Genomic DNA, 15,700 nt, shown 5'->3' with positions numbered 1-15,700 from the left:
CGGCGGAGGCGGCGGAGGCGGCTGGGGCGGAAGCTCCGGCGGCTCAGGCGGCGGCTACTCGGACGAGCCCCCCTTCTAAAGGGCGGGGCCCGTACCCCCACTTCTTGATCACACAGGAGATACACCATGGCGAAACCGCCTGTGCGCAAGCCGAAGAAAAAGGTCTGCGCATTCTGCAAGGACAAGACCGTGTACGTGGACTACAAGGACACGAACATGCTGCGGAAGTTCATTTCCGACCGCGGCAAGATCCGTGCCCGTCGCGTCACCGGTAACTGCACGCAGCACCAGCGTGACGTCGCCACGGCAGTCAAGAACAGCCGTGAGATGGCGCTGCTGCCCTACACGTCCACCGCGCGATAAGGGAAGGGTGACCGAATCATGAAGATCATCCTCACCCACGAGGTCACCGGCCTCGGAGGCGCAGGCGACGTCGTCGACGTCAAGGACGGCTACGCCCGCAACTACCTCGTCCCGCGTGGCTTCGCCATCCGCTGGACCAAGGGCGGCGAGCAGGACGTGGCGCAGATCCGCCGCGCCCGCAAGATCCACGAGATCGCCACCATCGAGCAGGCCAACGAGATCAAGGCCCGCCTCGAAGGCGTGAAGGTCCGGCTGGCCGTTCGCTCCGGCGACGCCGGCCGCCTCTTCGGCTCCGTCACCCCGGCCGACCTCGCCTCGGCGATCAAGACCGCCGGTGGCCCCGAGGTCGACAAGCGTCGGATCGAGCTCGGTGCGCCGATCAAGACCCTGGGCTCGCACCAGGTGTCCGTGCGTCTGCACCCCGAGGTCGCTGCGAAGCTCGGCATCGAGGTCATCGCCGCGTAACGCCGCACACGATGAGAGCTCATCCCCGCCAGGGATGAGCTCTCGTTCTTTGGGCGCTGTTTCACGTGAAACAGCGCCCAAAGTCATGTGTGCGGCCGGCGGTCAGCGGCTGGCGCCGGTGACCAGCCAGCGGCCGGACCGGGTGCGCACCCACAGCGTGACCAGCCGGACGGCCATCATCAGCCCCATCGCCCACCAGAGCGCGGTGAGCCCGCCGCCGACCGTCGGGACCAGCAGGGCCACCGGCGCGAACACGGCCAGCGTCACCAGCATGGCCCGTGCGAGATACGGTCCGTCGCCCGCGCCCATCAGCACGCCGTCGAGGATGAACACGATCCCGGCGACCGGCTGCACCACCGCGACCACGAGCAGGGCGGGCAGCAGGGTGTCCCGAACCCCCTGGTCGCCGGTGAACAGCGGAATGAACAGCGGCCGCGCCGCCACGATCAGCACGCCGAGCAGGATCCCGGAGACCAGCCCCCACTGCACCATCCGCCGGCAGGCCTCGCGGGCGCCCTTGGTGTCGCCTGCGCCCAGATAGCGGCCGATGATGGCCTGTCCCGCGATGGCGATCGCGTCGAGCGCGAAGGCCGTCAGACTCCACAGCGACAGGATGATCTGGTGAGCGGCGATGTCGATGTCGCCCAGTCGGGCGGCGACCGCGGTGGCGATCATCAGTACCGCTCGCAGGGAGAGCGTACGGACCAGCAGCGGCACCCCGGCCTGGGCACTGGCCCGGATACCGGCGGCGTCGGGGCGCAGGGAAGCGCCGTGCCGGCGGGCTCCCCGGACGACTACGAACAGATAGACCGCGGCCATCGCGCACTGGGCGATGACCGTGCCCCAGGCGGAGCCCGCGATCCCGAGCCCGACGCCGTAGACGAGCACCAGATTGAGCACCGCGTTGGCGCCGAAGCCGCCGATCGCGACATAGAGCGGAGTCTTGGTGTCCTGCAGCCCGCGCAGCACACCGGTCGCGGCCAGTACCACCAGCATCGCGGGGATGCCGAGGCTGGAGATCCGCAGATAGGTGATGGCGGAGGGCGCCGCGGTGTCCGAGGCGCCGAACACCTCCACGAGCCAGGGCGCGCTCGGCAGAGTGCCGGCGATGACCACGGCGCCGAGCAGCAGCGCCAGCCAGATGCCGTCCATCCCCTGCCGGATGGCGGCCCGGAGGTCCCCGGCGCCGACGCGCCGGGCGACCGCCGCCGTCGTGGCGTAGGCGAGGAAGACGAAGATGCTCACCGCGGTGGTCAGCAGGGCCGCAGCGATGCCCAGTCCGGCGAGTTCGCGTGTCCCGAGATGGCCGACGATGGCGCTGTCGACCATCACGAAAAGAGGCTCGGCGACCAGCGCGCCGAAGGCGGGCAGGGCGAGCGCGACGATCTCGCGGTCGTGCCGTCGCCGACCGGTTCGGGACGGGGCGGGGGCCTGTGTCATGAACTCAATCTAATCTTCCACAGGTAAGAGACGCAATGCAGCTACGAGGCTTACTTGTGGACAGTGTGTGAGCACGCTTGTGCGTCGTTTGTTCTGATCTTGGTCCAGTCGGGAAAGTTTTTCTCCCCCACAGCCGGTGGACGGAAAAACACCAGGTCAGCATGGTTACGGTGGGATGGCTATGACTTTGTCCACAGTGCTGTCCCCCGGTCCGTGCACAGGTTCTCGGGAGTTCTCCACAGCATCTGGTCGTTCGCCCACAGGGCCTGTGGATAACCAGATTGGCTGACGGTGCAGACGGGCCTAACGTAGGCGAGCGTCCGACGCGCCCGAACCGGAGACGACCCTCTCGTTTTGTCAGTGTCGTGCCGTAGAAAGAGTGGCACGGCGAGGTCCGTTGAGCGGACATGAGGAGGTGGCCGGTGAGCATTCCCGAGCCGTTGGACGACCCCTGGACCGACGCCGGTCCCAGTGACCGACTGCCCGTGTCCCGGCAGCGGCGCGGTGACGGCCGAGGCCGCGAGGAGCAGCACGAGCGCGGCCATGACAGTCCCTCCTGGGACGGCGGATCTCCCGGCTTCGAGCGGGTCCCCCCGCAGGATCTCGACGCCGAACAGTCCGTGCTCGGCGGCATGCTGCTGTCCAAGGACGCCATCGCCGATGTCGTGGAGATCATCAAGGGCCACGACTTCTACCGGCCGGCGCACGAGACGGTGTTCACGGCCATCCTCGACCTGTACGCCAAGGGCGAGCCGGCCGACCCGATCACGGTGGCCGCCGAGCTGGTGAAGCGCGGTGAGATCACCCGGGTCGGCGGGGCGTCGTATCTGCACACGCTGGTCCAGTCCGTGCCGACGGCCGCCAACGCGTCGTACTACGCGGAGATCGTCCACGAGCGCGCGGTGCTCCGCCGGCTGGTCGAGGCCGGCACGAAGATCACGCAGATGGGATACGCGGCCGACGGCGACGTGGACGAGATCGTCAACTCCGCACAGGCCGAGATCTACGCCGTCACCGAGCAGCGGACCAGCGAGGACTATCTGCCGCTCGGCGACATCATGGAAGGCGCCCTCGACGAGATCGAGGCGATCGGTTCCCGCAGCGGTGAGATGACGGGTGTACCGACCGGCTTCACCGACTTCGACTCGCTGACGAACGGTCTGCACCCGGGCCAGATGATCGTCATCGCGGCCCGTCCCGCGATGGGTAAGTCCACGCTCGCGCTGGACTTCGCCCGGGCCGCCTCGATCAAGAACAACCTACCGAGCGTGATCTTCTCCCTGGAAATGGGGCGCAACGAGATCGCGATGCGTCTGCTCTCGGCCGAGGCCCGGGTGGCGCTGCATCACATGCGGTCGGGAACCATGACGGACGAGGACTGGACAAGACTGGCGCGCCGCATGCCGGACGTCTCCCAGGCCCCGCTGTACATCGACGATTCGCCGAACCTGTCGATGATGGAGATCCGCGCCAAGTGCCGCCGGCTGAAGCAGCGGAACGATCTGAAGCTGGTGGTCATCGACTACCTGCAGCTGATGCAGTCGGGCGGCTCGAAGCGGGCGGAGAGCCGCCAGCAAGAGGTCTCGGACATGTCGCGAAACCTGAAGCTGCTGGCCAAGGAGCTGGAACTGCCGGTGGTGGCGCTGTCGCAGCTGAACCGTGGCCCGGAACAGCGCACGGACAAGAAGCCGATGGTCTCGGACCTCCGAGAGTCGGGCTCCATCGAGCAGGACGCGGACATGGTGATCCTGCTGCACCGCGAGGACGCGTACGAGAAGGAATCCCCACGCGCGGGCGAGGCGGACCTGATCGTCGCCAAGCACCGTAACGGCCCGACGGCCACGATCACGGTGGCCTTCCAGGGCCACTACTCCCGCTTCGTGGACATGGCCCAGACCTGACAGGCGCGTGGGTGCTGCTGCTCAGCGCCTCGTCTCGTACCTGGTCAGGACCACGCCGCCGGGAAGGGTCCGCGTCTCCAGCAGGTTCAGGTTCACCCAGCCGTCCAGTGCGGTGAAGAACGGCGTGCCGCCGCCCACCAGGACCGGATGGGTGACGACCGCGTACTCGTCGACCAGCCCTGCGCGCATGGCCGCCCCGGCGAGCGTCGCACCGCCGATGGTCATCGGGCCGCCGTCCTCGGCCTTGAGCCGGGTGATCTCGGCGATGGCGTCGCCGGTGACCACGCGGGTGTTCCAGTCGACCTTGTCGACCGTCGAGGAGAACACCACCTTCGGCGTGTCCCGCCAGTTCCGCGCGAACTCGATCTGCGCCGGGGTGGCGCCCGGCTGCTGGTCGCCGGTCGGCCAGTAGGAGCTCATCGCCTCCCACAGCTTGCGCCCGTACAGCGCCAGCCCACTGGCCTGGTCGTGTTCGAGCCACCACTGGAACAGCTCGTCGCTCGGCGGTCCGCTCCAGCCGATGTCGTCGCCTGCCCCGGCGATGTAGCCGTCCAGGGACACGTTCATGCCGTAGATCAGTTTCCGCATGGCGCCAGCCTTCCGTCCGTGGATGTCCGGCGTATAGACCAGCGCGGCGCGGGAAACTCATCGGTGCCCGATCCGGCCTCGCCTGGTGGCCCCCATAATTATCGCAGCGCTGTTATATTAGCGCTGTGACATCTTCTGATCCCACGACGGTGCCCGATCCGTGGCATGCGTTGCACAAGATGCTGGCCGTAATGGATGCCGAGATCGAGCAGTTCTACGTCTCGCGGGGCATCGAGGGGGTGCGGCCGCGGTTTGCGTATCCGTTGATTCGCCTTGCCCATACCGGGCCGCTGACCATTCGTGAACTCGCCGAGTCCCTGGACCGGTCGCACTCCGCGATCAGCCAGACCGTCGCCGCCATGCGCAAGGAGGATCTGGTCACCTCCGCCCCCGGGCCGGACGCGCGGACGCGGCGGATCGAGTTGACCGAGCGGGGCCGGTCGTTGGTGCCGTTCCTTGAGGCCGAGTGGCGGGCCACTCACGCCACTGTGGCCGAGCTGGACGGTGAGGCGTCGTACGCGCTGACCGCCGTGGTCGGTGAGTTGTGGCGGGCGCTGGAGCAGCGGTCGATGCGGCAGCGGATTCTTGACCACCTCGACGAGCCGCCGGGATGAGGGGACGCGGTGCGTTCCTCGACACCCGGCCGCTGCACAGCAGCCGGCCGTTCCGGGACCTGTGGATCGGGACCTCGGCCGCCCAACTCGGCGGCCAGATAGCCAACGTGGCGGTGCTGGCCCAGGTCTGGGAGCTGACCGGCAGTCCGGTGGGCACCGGGGCCATCGGGCTCGCCACCGGGGTGCCGATGGTGCTGTTCGGGCTGCTGGGCGGCTCGCTGGCCGACGCGGTCGACCGCCGTACGATCGTGCGCGCCACCAGCGCGGGCCAGCTGCTTGCCGCCGCGGGGTTGTGTGCCCAGGCGCTGACGGACAACCGGAGCGTGCTGCTGCTGCTCGTCCTGGTGGCCCTGGAGACCGCCTTCGGCGCGCTCGGGGCGCCCGCCCGGCGTACGTTTCCGGTCCGGCTGCTGCCGGCCGACCAGGTGGCGTCCGGGCTCGCGCTGACCAACGTCTCCTTCCAGGCGGCCATGCTCGCGGGGCCCGCGCTGGCAGGCGTCATCATCGCCCGCTGGGACTTCTCCGCCGCCTATGCCGCACAGGCCCTCGCCGCAGTGGTCGCGATGCTCGCCGTGATCCGGCTCCCGGCCATGCGACCCGACGGCGGCGCCTCGGTGCCCGGGCGGCGGGCGGAGCGCGGCGGGTGGCGGATCATCCGGCACCGGCCCACGCTGTGGGGCTCGATGGCCACCGACCTGTCCGCCACGCTGCTCTCCATGCCGATCGCGCTCTTCCCTCTGGTCAACGAGGTCCGCTTCGACGGCAATCCGCAGACCCTCGGTCTGTTCCTCTCGGCCGTCGCGGTCGGTGGGATCACCGCAGGGCTGCTCTCCGGCACGGTGACCCGCCTGCGCCGGGCCGGCCAGGTCCAGCTGACCGCAGCGGTCGTCTGGGGCCTGTCGCTGGCCGGCTTCGGTCTGGCCGGGCCGCTCTGGGCGGCCCTCGGCTCTCTGGCGGTCGCAGGCGCCGCCGACACCGTGTCCGTGATCACCCGCAGCGCCCTGGTCCAGTTCGAGACCCCGGACGCGTACCGGGGACGGGTCTCCTCCGTGGAACATGTCATCGGCGTCGCGGGCCCCGACCTCGGCAACTTCCGTGGTGGCCTGCTCGCTTCGGTCACCTCGGCCTCCTTCTCGCTGGTCGCCGGCGGCCTGTCAGCCGTCCTGGCGGTCGGCGTCGTGGCCGCGACCAACTCCTCCCTCCGCGCCTACCGCACGCCGAGCCCGGCAGCACCGGCCACCGAGGCGGACACACAGCCGGACACGGAGTTGCCGGGGCTAAAAGACGTCGACCGGACCGGCTCCCCGGGATAGTTCTTGTCCATGACCTCACCTTTCGAAGAGCTGCTGCCCACCACCCGACGAGCCCTGCTGCACCGCGTCGCCGTCGCCCAGGCCGAGGGGCGCACGCCCTCGCTGGTCGCCGCGGTGGCCCGGTCGGGCCACCTGGTGTGGACCGGAGCGCGCAGCTGCGTGGACGGGCACGCGCCGGACGCCGACACCCAGTTCCGGATCGGTTCGATCACCAAGACGTTCACCGCTGTGCTGGTGGCGCGGCTGCGCGACGAGGGGCTGCTCGATTTCAACGACCCGCTGGAGAGGCATCTGCCGGGCACGCCGGTGGGTGAGGTCACCATCGCCCAACTGTTGAGCCATCAGGCAGGCCTGAGCGCCGAGTCGCCCGCGCCCTGGTGGGAGAGGACGCCGGGCACGCTGCGTCCCGCGCTCGCCGATGTGCTCGGTGAGGGTGCGCGTACGCACCCGGCGGGGCGGCTGCATCACTACTCCAACCCCGGCTTCACCGTGCTCGGTTCACTGGTCGAGCGGCTTCGCGGCGCCTCCTGGGAGGAGGTGCTGCGCGACGAGGTGCTGGCGCCGCTGGGCATGGACCGTACGACCGGACAGCCGGTCGCGCCGCACGCCGGCGGCTGGGCAGTACACCCCTGGGCCGATGTGATGCTGCCCGAACCGTCGGAGGATCTGGGGCTGATGGCACCGGCCGGCCAGCTCTGGTCGACGGCGGCCGACCTCTGCCGGTTCGCCGGTCTGCTCGCCCGGGGCGACGAGCGGCTGCTGAGCGAGTCGTCCGTACGGGAGCTGCGCACACCCGCTGTGGCACCGGAGGCCGGCGACTGGGACGGCGGCTACGGGCTGGGCGTACAGCTCGCCCGGCGCGGCGGGCGGTCCCTGTTCGGACACACCGGTTCACTGCCGGGCTTCCTGGCCTGTCTGTGGATCAGCGTCGAGGACGACGTCGCCGCCGTGACGCTCTCCAACGCGACCTCAGGGCCGGCCATCGGGGCGATCAACGCCGACCTCGTCGGGATCGTCGCCAATGCCGAGCCACGGCTTCCCGAACCGTGGCGCCCGATGCCGGAGTTCGATCCTGAGCTGCTGGCGCTGACCGGGCCCTGGTACTGGGGGACGAACTCCTACGGGCTGAAGCTGCTGGCCGACGGCGGCGTGGAGCTGCAACCGCTGCGCGGTACGGGCCGGGGCTCCCGGTTCGCCGCCGGGACGGGCGGTAGCTGGACCGGGCTCGACGGCTACTACACGGGGGAGACGCTGCGCGCCGTCCGACGACCGGACGGTTCGGTGAGCCATCTCGATCTCGGGTCGTTCGTCTTCACCCGGGAGCCGTACGAGCCGGCCGACGTGGTTCCCGGCGGGATGGACGCCGAGGGCTGGCGCGGGCTCCGGAGCTGAGACGGACGGGCTGTTTCACGTGAAACGTCGCCCCGGCCACCGCCCCGGTGGGCGGGGCGGTCCCTAGCCGAGACTCATCTTGAATCCGACGTGTGAGGCGGTGAAGCCCAGCCGCTCGTAGAAGCGGTGGGCATCGGTACGGCTGCTGTCGGAAGTCAGCTGGACCAGCTGGCAGCCCTGACGGCGGGACTCCTCGATCGCCCACTCGATCAGCCGGGTACCGAGACCGCTGCCGCGTTCGTCGGCGTGGATACGGACCGCCTCGATGATGGAGCGGACGGCGCCGCGCCGGGACAGCCCGGGGAGGACCGTGAGCTGGAGAGTGCCGATGACCTTGCCCTGGCGTTCGGCGACGACCAGATGCTGGTTCGGGTCGGCGGCGAGGCGCTCGTAGGCCGCGGCGTACGGGGTCAGGTCGTCGGGGGACTCCCGCTGTGCGCCGAGCGGGTCGTCGGCGAGCATGGCGACGACGGCCGGGATGTCGCCGGGGGTCGCGGGTCGTATGTCGAGATCGCTCATGATCCTCAGCCTAAGGCGAGCAGAGTCGGCTTCGGCGAGGCGGATCGGGCGGGGTGGATCGGGCGGGTTGGTCGCCGGGCTTATCCCGTGGCCAGGTTCAGGACCACGAACAGCCTGCTCCGGTCGCCCGGCAGGTCCGCGACACCGTAGGTCATGGCGGTACAGCCTTTGACGCTCTCCAGGCCACGCTCGTTGAGCCAGCCCAGCAGTTCCTGGTGACGGGCGTCGACGTCCAGACGGAGCGAGCGGCCCGTACCGTCGGCCAGCGCGGCGACGAGCGCCTTCGCTGTTTCGGTGTCTGGGGCGATCAGCGGGCCGATGACATCCGTGGCCGAGGTGGGCCAGCGGGCCGCGTATCCGGTGATCGTGGGGCCGTCGAACGCCACCTGGAGCTGGTCGGCGAAGGCGGGCAGCCGGGTGACGAGATGGGTCCGGTCGGCGCCGAACACCTCGGTGTCCAGCCGGACGAGCGCCGGCAGGTCGGCGCCGGTGGCCCGGCGGGTCCGTACGGGCTGGACCTGTCCGGTCGCCTCGGGGGACTGCCACTGGCCCCGCAGCGTCTCCGTGCGGCCGACGGTGGTGAAGCCGAGCTTCTCGTAGAGCGGCAGACCGAGGCTGGTGGCGTACAGGGAGAGCGGGGTCCCGTCGGCCGCTTCCCGTACGTGCGCCATCAGCCGTTGTGCCAGCCCCTGACGCGCGTGCTGTTCGGCGACGAGCAGCAGGCCGATCGCGGCGAGATCCGGTCCGTAGGACGTCAGCACGCAGCAGGCGGCGAGGCCCTTGCCATCGGGATCGTCGATGCCGTATCCCGTCCCCGCAGCGAGCAGGAGCCCCCATTTGCGTTCCTCGCGCGGCCACCCCCGGTTCTCGGCGAGATCGGCACATGACAGGAGATCGCCCATGGTCAGCGGCCGGATCGGGAGCGCGGCAAGCGGTGTCGACATGGGGTTCAGGCTGACGGAGTCAGTGATCGTTCGTCCACCGCTTTACCGGAAGTGGCCAGGATCCGCCGCGCGGCGACGTGCTGTTTCACGTGAAACACCGTGCCGAACAGCGCGTACTAATCTCGGCAGTCATGGGGAGCCAACGAAGACTGCATCTGTTCGACGTCGATGGCACGCTGATCCGGGGCTCGGCCGCCGCTGTGGAGATCTCGCGGCAGTTGGGGGTCAGCGCGGAGATCGACGAGCTGGAACGCCAGTTCCTCCAGCTGGGGCTGGCGCCCGACGAGTTCGCCGTACGGGCCAGGGAGCTGTGGTCGGAGCTGACCACGGAGCAGGTGGACGCCGCGTTCGCGGGGGCGCCGTGGCTGGCCGGGATCCGTGAGGTGTGGGCGGAGATCCGGGCCCAGGGGGACTACTGCGCGGTGATCTCGCTCGGTCCCGGCTTCTTCGTGGAGCGGCTGCTGGACTGGGGCGCGCACGCCGCGCACGGCTCGCGCTGGCCGGGGCTGCCGTTCACCGAGCCGATCGACCGGGCCGGCATCCTCAACCCGTCGGCCAAGGTGGAGATCGCGGGACGGCTGTGCACCGAGTTCGGCGTGGGGCTGGCCGACTGTGTGGCTTTCGGGGACTCCATGTCGGACGCCGAGGTCTTCCGTGTGGTGGACACGGCGGTGGCGGTGAACGCGGATCACCATCTGGCGGGGCTGGCCACGCACACCTACACCGGCGGTGATCTGCGCGAGGCCTACGCGCTGGTGCGCTCCGCTGGCGCTTAGCGCGGGCCGCGTCAGCCGAGGTCGGGGGCGTGCATGGCGCGTACGCCCTCGATGTTGCCGTCCAGATAGTGACGCAGTGACAGCGGTACGAGGTGGACGCCGGCGATGCCGACCCGGCTGAACGGGACGCGGACGATCTCGTACTCGCCGCACGGCTCGTCGATTTCCGGGCCGTGCCGCAGCGAGGGGTCCATCGACTCCAGCCGGCAGACGAAGAAATGCTGCACCTTGACGCCGGTGACGCCCGCCGCCGCGATGTGCTCCACGGTGTCCACGAAGCAGGGCACCACGTCGGTGATCTTGGCGCCCAGTTCCTCGTCGACCTCACGGTGGAGCGCGTCGACGACAGTGGCGTCCGAGTCCTCGACGCCGCCACCTGGGGTGATCCAGTACGGCGTGACGCCGGGCTTGGTGCGTTTGATCAGGATCAGGTCGTCGCCGTCGAGCAGGAGGGCGCGTGCGGTGCGCTTGACCACGGGCCGTTCGGTCATGGGAAGAGATTGGCCCGAGATCCGGGTTCTGAAACTCCCTGACGGCGTGCCGTCACCAGTCCACCGCCGCGCGCAGCAGCCATTCGTAGGCCTGCGCCACCGGGGGCAGGGCGAGGGTGCCGGTGCGGGCGACGAGGAAATACGTGCGCAGCGGCGGTACGGGCGGGTCGAGGAGCGCGACCACTTCGCCGCGTTCCAGGGCGCCTTGGCACAGATAGCGGGGCAGGACGGCGAGTCCGGCCCCGGCGGCTGCGCACTCCAGGACGGCGCGCAGATCGGGGACGATCACGGCGCCCGCTGCGGCCGGCTTGGAGTCGAACACCGCTGTCCGTAGCGGGAGACGAGCGGCAGCGACTCGTGCACTTCGACGACCGGGAGCTGTTCCAGGACGAGATGGCCGTCGCGCAGCACGCTGTGGCCGAGCCGGGCCGCCCAGCGCGGGGCGGCGATCAGCACATGCTCCTCGTCGCAGAGCGGAGTCGCCGTGAGCGGTCCGCGGTGCGGGCGGGCCGTGGCGATGGCCAGATCATGATGTCCGGCGGCGAGGCTCTCCAGCGTCTGCTCGGCATTGTCGAAGAACGAGGCACGCAGGGCGAGCCCCTGCGTGGTGAGCGGGGTGAGCGCGGGCAGGGCGCGCAGCGAGGTGAACTCCGGCGGCCCCGCGAGATGCAGGGTGCCGGTGGTGCCGGACTCCCCGGTGAGCCCTGATCCGGCGATCTCGATGAGGGCGTCGAGATGGGGCGCCGCCCGGTGGGCGAGTTCGTCGCCGATGGTGGTGGGCGTCACTCCACGGGCCTGCCGCAGGAAGAGCGGGCGGCCCAGTTGCCGTTCGAGGGTCCGGATCTGGCCGGTCACGGCCGGCTGGGAGAGGCCGAGCAGCGCGGCGGCGCGGGTGAAGGAGCCGGCCCGGTGCACGGTGAGAAAGGTGCGCAGCAGTGCCAGGTCCATGCCCAGCACTATAAATATGTCGATAGGCACCTGTCGCTACGGTGATTGGACACTGACGCAGAGTCAACTAGCCTTGGTCAGGTGGTCCCTGCGCCGCTGCGCGGGATCCCCGGACGGTCCGAGCCATGAGGGGGGAGGCTCGGACCGTCCGGCATGTGCGGCAGGCTCCGTACCGGCGCGCACGCGTACCGGGTCAGTCCTGGGGCTTGTCCAGCTGGTCCAGTGAGCGCAGTACGTCGGCGATGAGGTCTTCCGGGTCCTCGGCGCCGACGGAGAAGCGGATGAAGCCGTCCGGCACGGCGTCCCCGCCCCACCTGCCGCGCCGTTCGGCCGTGGAGCGCACGCCGCCGAAGCTGGTGGCGTTGTCGACCAGCCGGAGCCTGTTCAGGAAGCGCTCGGCCCGTTCCTCGTCGGGCAGTACGAACGAGACCACGGAGCCGAAGCGCCGCATCTGCAGGGACGCGATGCGGTGGGAGGGGTCGTCGGGCAGTCCGGGGTAGCGCAGCCCGGTCACCTCGGGGCGTTCGGCCAGGGCCTCGGCCAGGACGAGCGCGGTGCCGCACTGGCGCTCGACACGCAGCTGGAGGGTGGCGAGCGAGCGGTGCGCCAGCCAGGCCTCCATGGGGCCGGGAATGGCGCCGACGGTCTTGCGCCAGTCGCGTACGGCGGTGGCGAGTTCGAGGTCGGTGCAGGTCACATGGCCGAGCAGGATGTCGCCGTGGCCGGTCATGCCCTTGGTGTCGCTGGCCACCGAGAAGTCGGCGCCGAGTTCGAGCGGGCGCTGGCCGAGCGGCGTGGCGAGGGTGTTGTCCACGGCGACCAGCGCGCCCGCCTCATGGGCGGCCGCCACCAGCCGCCGGATGTCGCAGACGTCGAGCCCGGGGTTGGAGGGGGATTCGATCCACAGGAGCCGGGCGCCGTCGAGGACCCGCAGCTGGGCGTCGCCGCCCGTGGGCGCTGTCCGTACCTCCACGCCGCCCGCCCGGAGGCGTTCGTGCAGCAGGGGCAGCGCCTGGTACCCGTCGTCGGGAAAGACGACGGCGTCACCGGAGCGCAGCTGGGAGAAGGCGGTCGCGGCGACGGCGGCCATCCCCGAGGCGAAGGTGATGGTGTGCGCGGGGCGCCCGGGTGCTTCCAGTTCGCCGATCGCCTGTTCCAGATGGGTCCAGGTGGGGTTGTCGTAACGGCCGTAGGTGTACGGGCCTGTCGGCTCACCGGGCAGATGGAAATGGGCGGCGAAGACCGGGCCCGGCAGGGTCGGTTCGTAGGCGACGGGCTCGGGCAGTCCTGCCCGTACCGAGCGGGTGCCGTCACCGATGTCTCGGATATCCCCGATGCTCATGGTGTGTCCTCAACTGTTTGTCACTGGCGGCCGCGCGTCACTGGGCGGCGCGGAGGGCGGTCAGTCGTTGTCGTCGGGCAGGACGACGTTCAGTGCCCACGACACGATCGAGATGATCAGGCCGCCGAGCACGGCGGCCCAGAAGCCGTCGACGTGGAAACTCAGGTTCAGCAGGTCCGCGAGCCAAGAGGTCAGCAGCAGCATCAAGGCGTTGACGACGAGGGTTATCAGGCCGAGCGTCAGGATGAACAGCGGCAGGGTGAGCAGCTTCACCACCGGCTTGACGACGAAGTTCACCAGTCCGAAGACCAGGGCGACCAACACCAGGGCCAGGACCCTTTTGCCGGTGTTGTCCCCGCTCAGCGTGATGTCGCCGACCAGCCAGATCGCCACCGCCAGGGCCAGCGCGTTGGCGATCGTCTTGACTACGAAATTCTTCATGGTGTGATCGTGGCATGAAGGCATTCCGACTTGACGAGCTGGAGGCGGAACGTGCCGCCAACGACGGCGCGTATCTGCAGTTTCTGCGGGAACGCAACATGTCCGCGGGGCTGTACGCCCTCGACGCGGGGACGAGTGATCCGCAGCAGCCGCACCGGCAGGACGAGGTGTATCTGGTCGTGAGCGGCCGGGCGTCGATCACGGTGGGGATGGAGACGACTGTGGTCGGCCGGGGCAGCGTCGTGTACGTGCCGGCCGGGACGGCGCACAAGTTCCACCACATCACCGAGGACCTGCGGGTCATGGTCGTCTTCTCTCCGCCGGAGAGCTGACCTGGACCCTCACTCCCGGCTCAGGGTCGGATCAGGGGAGAGCCGGGGACGCGGGACGCCCGTTCGCGCCTCCCCCGCTCTAGCATCGAAGAGGTCAGGCAGATGTTCGAGACACGTGAACCGGCGAGACAAGTGAGGTAGGGACGATGGCGGTACGGGAGATTTTCGCGGGAATGCCCTGGTGGGTGAAGTGGATCGCGGTCCCCGTGATCGTCCTCGTCGTGTTCGGTGGCCTGATCGCGAGCATTGTCGGGTTTGTGATCGCGCTCCTGTTCAAGCTGCTGATCGTGGTCGCGCTGGTCGGCGGACTCGTCTACGTCGTACGCAAGTTCATGTCCTCGTCCACGTCCTCGCGCGACGACTGGTAGGCGTTAGCCCGCGCGAGGGAATGGCGCGGAGGAAACCACTCCTGGGGATGGGCTGCCCCTAGAGTGACAATCCTCTGCCGCGCCCCGCGGGCGGGCTCTCATCAGTCAGTACGCCTGGGGATGACCTTTGGCCACAGCCCAATCCACCGCAGCTCCCACCCTGATCGGGTCGGTGCAGCGCGCGCTGCGTCTGCTGGAGTCGGTGGGCTCCCATCCGGACGGAGCCCCCGCCAAGCAGCTGGCCCGCGAGACCGGACTTCCGCTGCCCACCGCCTACCACCTGCTGCGCACCCTCACCTTCGAGGGCTATCTGCGCAGGGAGAACGGCGTCTTCGTACTCGGGGACGCCGTTCAGCGGCTGACGCACGCCGAAGCGGTGCAGAATCGTCGCAGCAAGATCATCGACTCGCTCTGCCACTGGCGCGACGTGATCGGCGCCCCGGTGTATTTCGCCGTCTACCACGAGGGTGAGATCGACCTCGTATCCGTCGCCGACAGCGTCACCGCCCCCGCGGTCGAGGAATGGGCCGACTTCCGGGAGACCGGCCACGCGCACGCGATCGGACAGTGTCTGCTGAGCCAGCTCGACGAGCCGGCTTGCCTCGATCATCTCGACCGCCACCCCGTCACGCCGGTCACCCCCTACTCCGTGCCGGACCGCGCCGCCCTGCTGGAGCGGCTGGGTTCGCTGGAGCGGATGGAGCCCGTCGTGGAGCGGCAGGAGTACGCGCTCGGCACGGTCTGCGGCGCCGTGCCGATCACGGCCGGATCCACCGCGGCGACGGTGGCTGTATCTGTACCGCTGCGCCAGCAGGAAAAACTGCTTCCGGCGGTCGATCGGTTACGCAGAGAGATCGGCGCGCTGCTGACCTCGGGAATCTTCTCTATCAGTATCTGAAAAATTACTCCTTGTGATCTGCTAGCGCGTGGAGCACGATTGCGTCAAGAGGGTCAAGGGGATCATTCCCAGCCGTATCTACTCCGGAGTGGTGCATGATGCGCGAGTCGGTCCAGGCCGAGGTTCTGATGAGCTTCCTCGTCTCCGAGGAGCTGTCGTTCCGCATCCCGGTGGAGCTCCATTACGAGATGGGGGATCCCTACGCGGTACGGATGACCTTCCATCTCCCCGGTGACGAACCCGTCACCTGGACTTTTGGCCGCGAGCTGATGCTCGACGGCATCAACATCCCCAGCGGGGACGGCGACGTACGGATCGCGCCGACCACCCCGGAGGAGCTGTCCGACGTCCATATCCGGCTCCAGGTCGCCGAGGACCACGCGCTGTTCCGGGTGAGCGCGCCGCCGCTGGTCGCTTTCCTCGACCGTACGGACAGACTCGTCCCGCTCGGTCAGGAGCGGGCCCTGGGGGACTTCGAAGGGTGCCTCGAAGAGGCGCTGGGCCGCATCCTGGCCGAGGAGAACGCGGGCTGACCGCCGACCGCTGACCGCCGACCGCTGACGGC

At 69.4% G+C, this 15,700-nt stretch carries 18 protein-coding genes and 2 pseudogenes; 12 read left to right on the top strand and 8 right to left on the bottom strand.

Features of this window, described 5'->3' with window-relative positions:
- From HY68_RS45010 to rplI, 3 genes and pseudogenes are all read left to right on the top strand, one after another.
- Nucleotides 1-79, top strand: a pseudogene (locus tag HY68_RS45010) (single-stranded DNA-binding protein); the annotation flags it as partial.
- Between the two features lie 47 nt (nucleotides 80-126).
- Nucleotides 127-363, top strand: a complete 237-nt coding sequence (rpsR, locus tag HY68_RS10510) for a 30S ribosomal protein S18 (RefSeq protein ID WP_003956534.1) — start codon at nucleotides 127-129, stop codon at nucleotides 361-363.
- 18 nt (nucleotides 364-381) lie between these two features.
- Nucleotides 382-828, top strand: coding sequence for a 50S ribosomal protein L9 (gene rplI / locus HY68_RS10505; RefSeq protein WP_041987329.1), 447 nt, complete (start codon nucleotides 382-384; stop codon nucleotides 826-828).
- A 102-nt stretch (nucleotides 829-930) separates the two neighbouring features.
- Here the strand turns inward: rplI and HY68_RS10500 are convergent, their stop codons facing one another.
- Nucleotides 931-2,268 carry an MATE family efflux transporter gene (locus tag HY68_RS10500; RefSeq protein WP_041987326.1) on the bottom strand — a complete coding sequence of 446 codons (1,338 nt, stop codon included), beginning with the start codon at nucleotides 2,266-2,268 and terminating at the stop codon, nucleotides 931-933.
- Between the two features lie 407 nt (nucleotides 2,269-2,675).
- On the opposite strand from HY68_RS10500, the gene dnaB reads away from it, so the two are divergent.
- Nucleotides 2,676-4,169 (top strand): replicative DNA helicase, encoded by a 1,494-nt coding sequence (gene dnaB / locus HY68_RS10495; RefSeq protein WP_198533249.1) that lies wholly within the window; start codon nucleotides 2,676-2,678, stop codon nucleotides 4,167-4,169.
- A 21-nt stretch (nucleotides 4,170-4,190) separates the two neighbouring features.
- Here dnaB and HY68_RS10490 read toward each other — a convergent pair whose 3' ends face one another.
- Entirely contained in the window at nucleotides 4,191-4,757 is a 567-nt protein-coding gene (locus tag HY68_RS10490) for a dihydrofolate reductase family protein (protein WP_041987318.1), read from the bottom strand.
- Nucleotides 4,758-4,882: 125 nt separating this feature from the next.
- Between HY68_RS10490 and HY68_RS10485 the strand changes: the two genes are divergently transcribed.
- Genes HY68_RS10485 through HY68_RS10475 form a run of 3 tightly spaced genes read left to right on the top strand, consistent with a single transcriptional unit; the run spans nucleotide 4,883 to nucleotide 8,076 of the window.
- Nucleotides 4,883-5,371, top strand: coding sequence for a MarR family transcriptional regulator (locus HY68_RS10485; protein ID WP_041987316.1), 489 nt, complete (start codon nucleotides 4,883-4,885; stop codon nucleotides 5,369-5,371).
- Complete coding sequence (locus HY68_RS10480) at nucleotides 5,368-6,684, top strand: MFS transporter (RefSeq protein WP_078863530.1); 1,317 nt, start codon at nucleotides 5,368-5,370, stop codon at nucleotides 6,682-6,684. Before HY68_RS10485 ends, HY68_RS10480 begins: the two co-directional genes overlap by 4 nt.
- Nucleotides 6,685-6,693: 9 nt before the next feature.
- Complete coding sequence (locus tag HY68_RS10475; protein WP_041987314.1) at nucleotides 6,694-8,076, top strand: serine hydrolase domain-containing protein; 1,383 nt, start codon at nucleotides 6,694-6,696, stop codon at nucleotides 8,074-8,076.
- A 63-nt stretch (nucleotides 8,077-8,139) separates the two neighbouring features.
- Here HY68_RS10475 and HY68_RS10470 read toward each other — a convergent pair whose 3' ends face one another.
- Both HY68_RS10470 and HY68_RS10465 read right to left on the bottom strand, forming a co-directional pair.
- Nucleotides 8,140-8,595, bottom strand: coding sequence for a GNAT family N-acetyltransferase (locus HY68_RS10470; protein ID WP_041987312.1), 456 nt, complete (start codon nucleotides 8,593-8,595; stop codon nucleotides 8,140-8,142).
- A gap of 80 nt (nucleotides 8,596-8,675) precedes the next feature.
- Complete coding sequence (locus HY68_RS10465) at nucleotides 8,676-9,539, bottom strand: GNAT family N-acetyltransferase (protein ID WP_041987309.1); 864 nt, start codon at nucleotides 9,537-9,539, stop codon at nucleotides 8,676-8,678.
- A 131-nt stretch (nucleotides 9,540-9,670) separates the two neighbouring features.
- On the opposite strand from HY68_RS10465, the gene HY68_RS10460 reads away from it, so the two are divergent.
- Nucleotides 9,671-10,315, top strand: coding sequence for a haloacid dehalogenase-like hydrolase (locus HY68_RS10460; RefSeq protein WP_041987306.1), 645 nt, complete (start codon nucleotides 9,671-9,673; stop codon nucleotides 10,313-10,315).
- Nucleotides 10,316-10,326: 11 nt separating this feature from the next.
- Here HY68_RS10460 and HY68_RS10455 read toward each other — a convergent pair whose 3' ends face one another.
- From HY68_RS10455 to HY68_RS10440, 4 genes and pseudogenes are all read right to left on the bottom strand, one after another.
- On the bottom strand, nucleotides 10,327-10,806 hold the full coding sequence (locus HY68_RS10455) for an NUDIX hydrolase (protein WP_041987303.1): 480 nt from the start codon (nucleotides 10,804-10,806) through the stop codon (nucleotides 10,327-10,329).
- 52 nt (nucleotides 10,807-10,858) lie between these two features.
- Nucleotides 10,859-11,754 (bottom strand): annotated as a pseudogene (locus tag HY68_RS10450) (LysR family transcriptional regulator).
- A 193-nt stretch (nucleotides 11,755-11,947) separates the two neighbouring features.
- On the bottom strand, nucleotides 11,948-13,096 hold the full coding sequence (locus HY68_RS10445) for a cystathionine gamma-lyase (RefSeq protein ID WP_041987300.1): 1,149 nt from the start codon (nucleotides 13,094-13,096) through the stop codon (nucleotides 11,948-11,950).
- Between the two features lie 60 nt (nucleotides 13,097-13,156).
- On the bottom strand, nucleotides 13,157-13,537 hold the full coding sequence (locus tag HY68_RS10440) for a phage holin family protein (RefSeq protein ID WP_041987296.1): 381 nt from the start codon (nucleotides 13,535-13,537) through the stop codon (nucleotides 13,157-13,159).
- 14 nt (nucleotides 13,538-13,551) lie between these two features.
- On the opposite strand from HY68_RS10440, the gene HY68_RS10435 reads away from it, so the two are divergent.
- The 4 genes from HY68_RS10435 to HY68_RS10420 all read left to right on the top strand — a co-directional run bounded on the left by HY68_RS10435 (nucleotide 13,552) and on the right by HY68_RS10420 (nucleotide 15,668).
- Nucleotides 13,552-13,869, top strand: a complete 318-nt coding sequence (locus HY68_RS10435; RefSeq protein WP_041987293.1) for a cupin domain-containing protein — start codon at nucleotides 13,552-13,554, stop codon at nucleotides 13,867-13,869.
- Nucleotides 13,870-14,015: 146 nt separating this feature from the next.
- On the top strand, nucleotides 14,016-14,237 hold the full coding sequence (locus HY68_RS10430; protein ID WP_041987290.1) for a DUF5326 family protein: 222 nt from the start codon (nucleotides 14,016-14,018) through the stop codon (nucleotides 14,235-14,237).
- Nucleotides 14,238-14,364: 127 nt separating this feature from the next.
- Nucleotides 14,365-15,135: a helix-turn-helix domain-containing protein gene (locus HY68_RS10425; RefSeq protein WP_078863529.1), complete on the top strand. Its 771-nt coding sequence runs from the start codon at nucleotides 14,365-14,367 to the stop codon at nucleotides 15,133-15,135.
- Between the two features lie 98 nt (nucleotides 15,136-15,233).
- Nucleotides 15,234-15,668 (top strand): SsgA family sporulation/cell division regulator, encoded by a 435-nt coding sequence (locus HY68_RS10420; protein ID WP_041995635.1) that lies wholly within the window; start codon nucleotides 15,234-15,236, stop codon nucleotides 15,666-15,668.
- Nucleotides 15,669-15,700: the final 32 nt, after the last annotated feature.

The sequence above is a fragment of the Streptomyces sp. AcH 505 genome, assembly GCF_000818175.1.
In the GTDB taxonomy this organism is placed as follows: Bacteria; Actinomycetota; Actinomycetes; order Streptomycetales; family Streptomycetaceae; genus Streptomyces.
Note: the sequence above shows the minus strand (reverse complement) of the source record. Positions and strands in the feature narration are given on the sequence as shown.

Bases quoted from the DNA above. Each gene is read 5' to 3' on its own strand.
- HY68_RS10470 (WP_041987312.1), bottom strand. From the start codon at position 8,595: ATGAGCGATCTCGACATACGACCCGCGACCCCCGGCGACATCCCGGCC.
- rplI (WP_041987329.1), top strand. From the start codon at position 382: ATGAAGATCATCCTCACCCACGAGGTCACCGGCCTCGGAGGCGCAGGC.
- HY68_RS10460 (WP_041987306.1), top strand. From the start codon at position 9,671: ATGGGGAGCCAACGAAGACTGCATCTGTTCGACGTCGATGGCACGCTG.
- HY68_RS10490 (WP_041987318.1), bottom strand. From the start codon at position 4,757: ATGCGGAAACTGATCTACGGCATGAACGTGTCCCTGGACGGCTACATC.
- HY68_RS10435 (WP_041987293.1), top strand. From the start codon at position 13,552: ATGAAGGCATTCCGACTTGACGAGCTGGAGGCGGAACGTGCCGCCAAC.
- HY68_RS10455 (WP_041987303.1), bottom strand. From the start codon at position 10,806: ATGACCGAACGGCCCGTGGTCAAGCGCACCGCACGCGCCCTCCTGCTC.
- HY68_RS10420 (WP_041995635.1), top strand. From the start codon at position 15,234: ATGCGCGAGTCGGTCCAGGCCGAGGTTCTGATGAGCTTCCTCGTCTCC.
- HY68_RS10445 (WP_041987300.1), bottom strand. From the start codon at position 13,096: ATGAGCATCGGGGATATCCGAGACATCGGTGACGGCACCCGCTCGGTA.
- HY68_RS10465 (WP_041987309.1), bottom strand. From the start codon at position 9,539: ATGTCGACACCGCTTGCCGCGCTCCCGATCCGGCCGCTGACCATGGGC.
- HY68_RS10500 (WP_041987326.1), bottom strand. From the start codon at position 2,268: ATGACACAGGCCCCCGCCCCGTCCCGAACCGGTCGGCGACGGCACGAC.
- HY68_RS10480 (WP_078863530.1), top strand. From the start codon at position 5,368: ATGAGGGGACGCGGTGCGTTCCTCGACACCCGGCCGCTGCACAGCAGC.
- HY68_RS10475 (WP_041987314.1), top strand. From the start codon at position 6,694: ATGACCTCACCTTTCGAAGAGCTGCTGCCCACCACCCGACGAGCCCTG.
- HY68_RS10440 (WP_041987296.1), bottom strand. From the start codon at position 13,537: ATGAAGAATTTCGTAGTCAAGACGATCGCCAACGCGCTGGCCCTGGCG.
- dnaB (WP_198533249.1), top strand. From the start codon at position 2,676: ATGAGGAGGTGGCCGGTGAGCATTCCCGAGCCGTTGGACGACCCCTGG.
- rpsR (WP_003956534.1), top strand. From the start codon at position 127: ATGGCGAAACCGCCTGTGCGCAAGCCGAAGAAAAAGGTCTGCGCATTC.
- HY68_RS10430 (WP_041987290.1), top strand. From the start codon at position 14,016: ATGGCGGTACGGGAGATTTTCGCGGGAATGCCCTGGTGGGTGAAGTGG.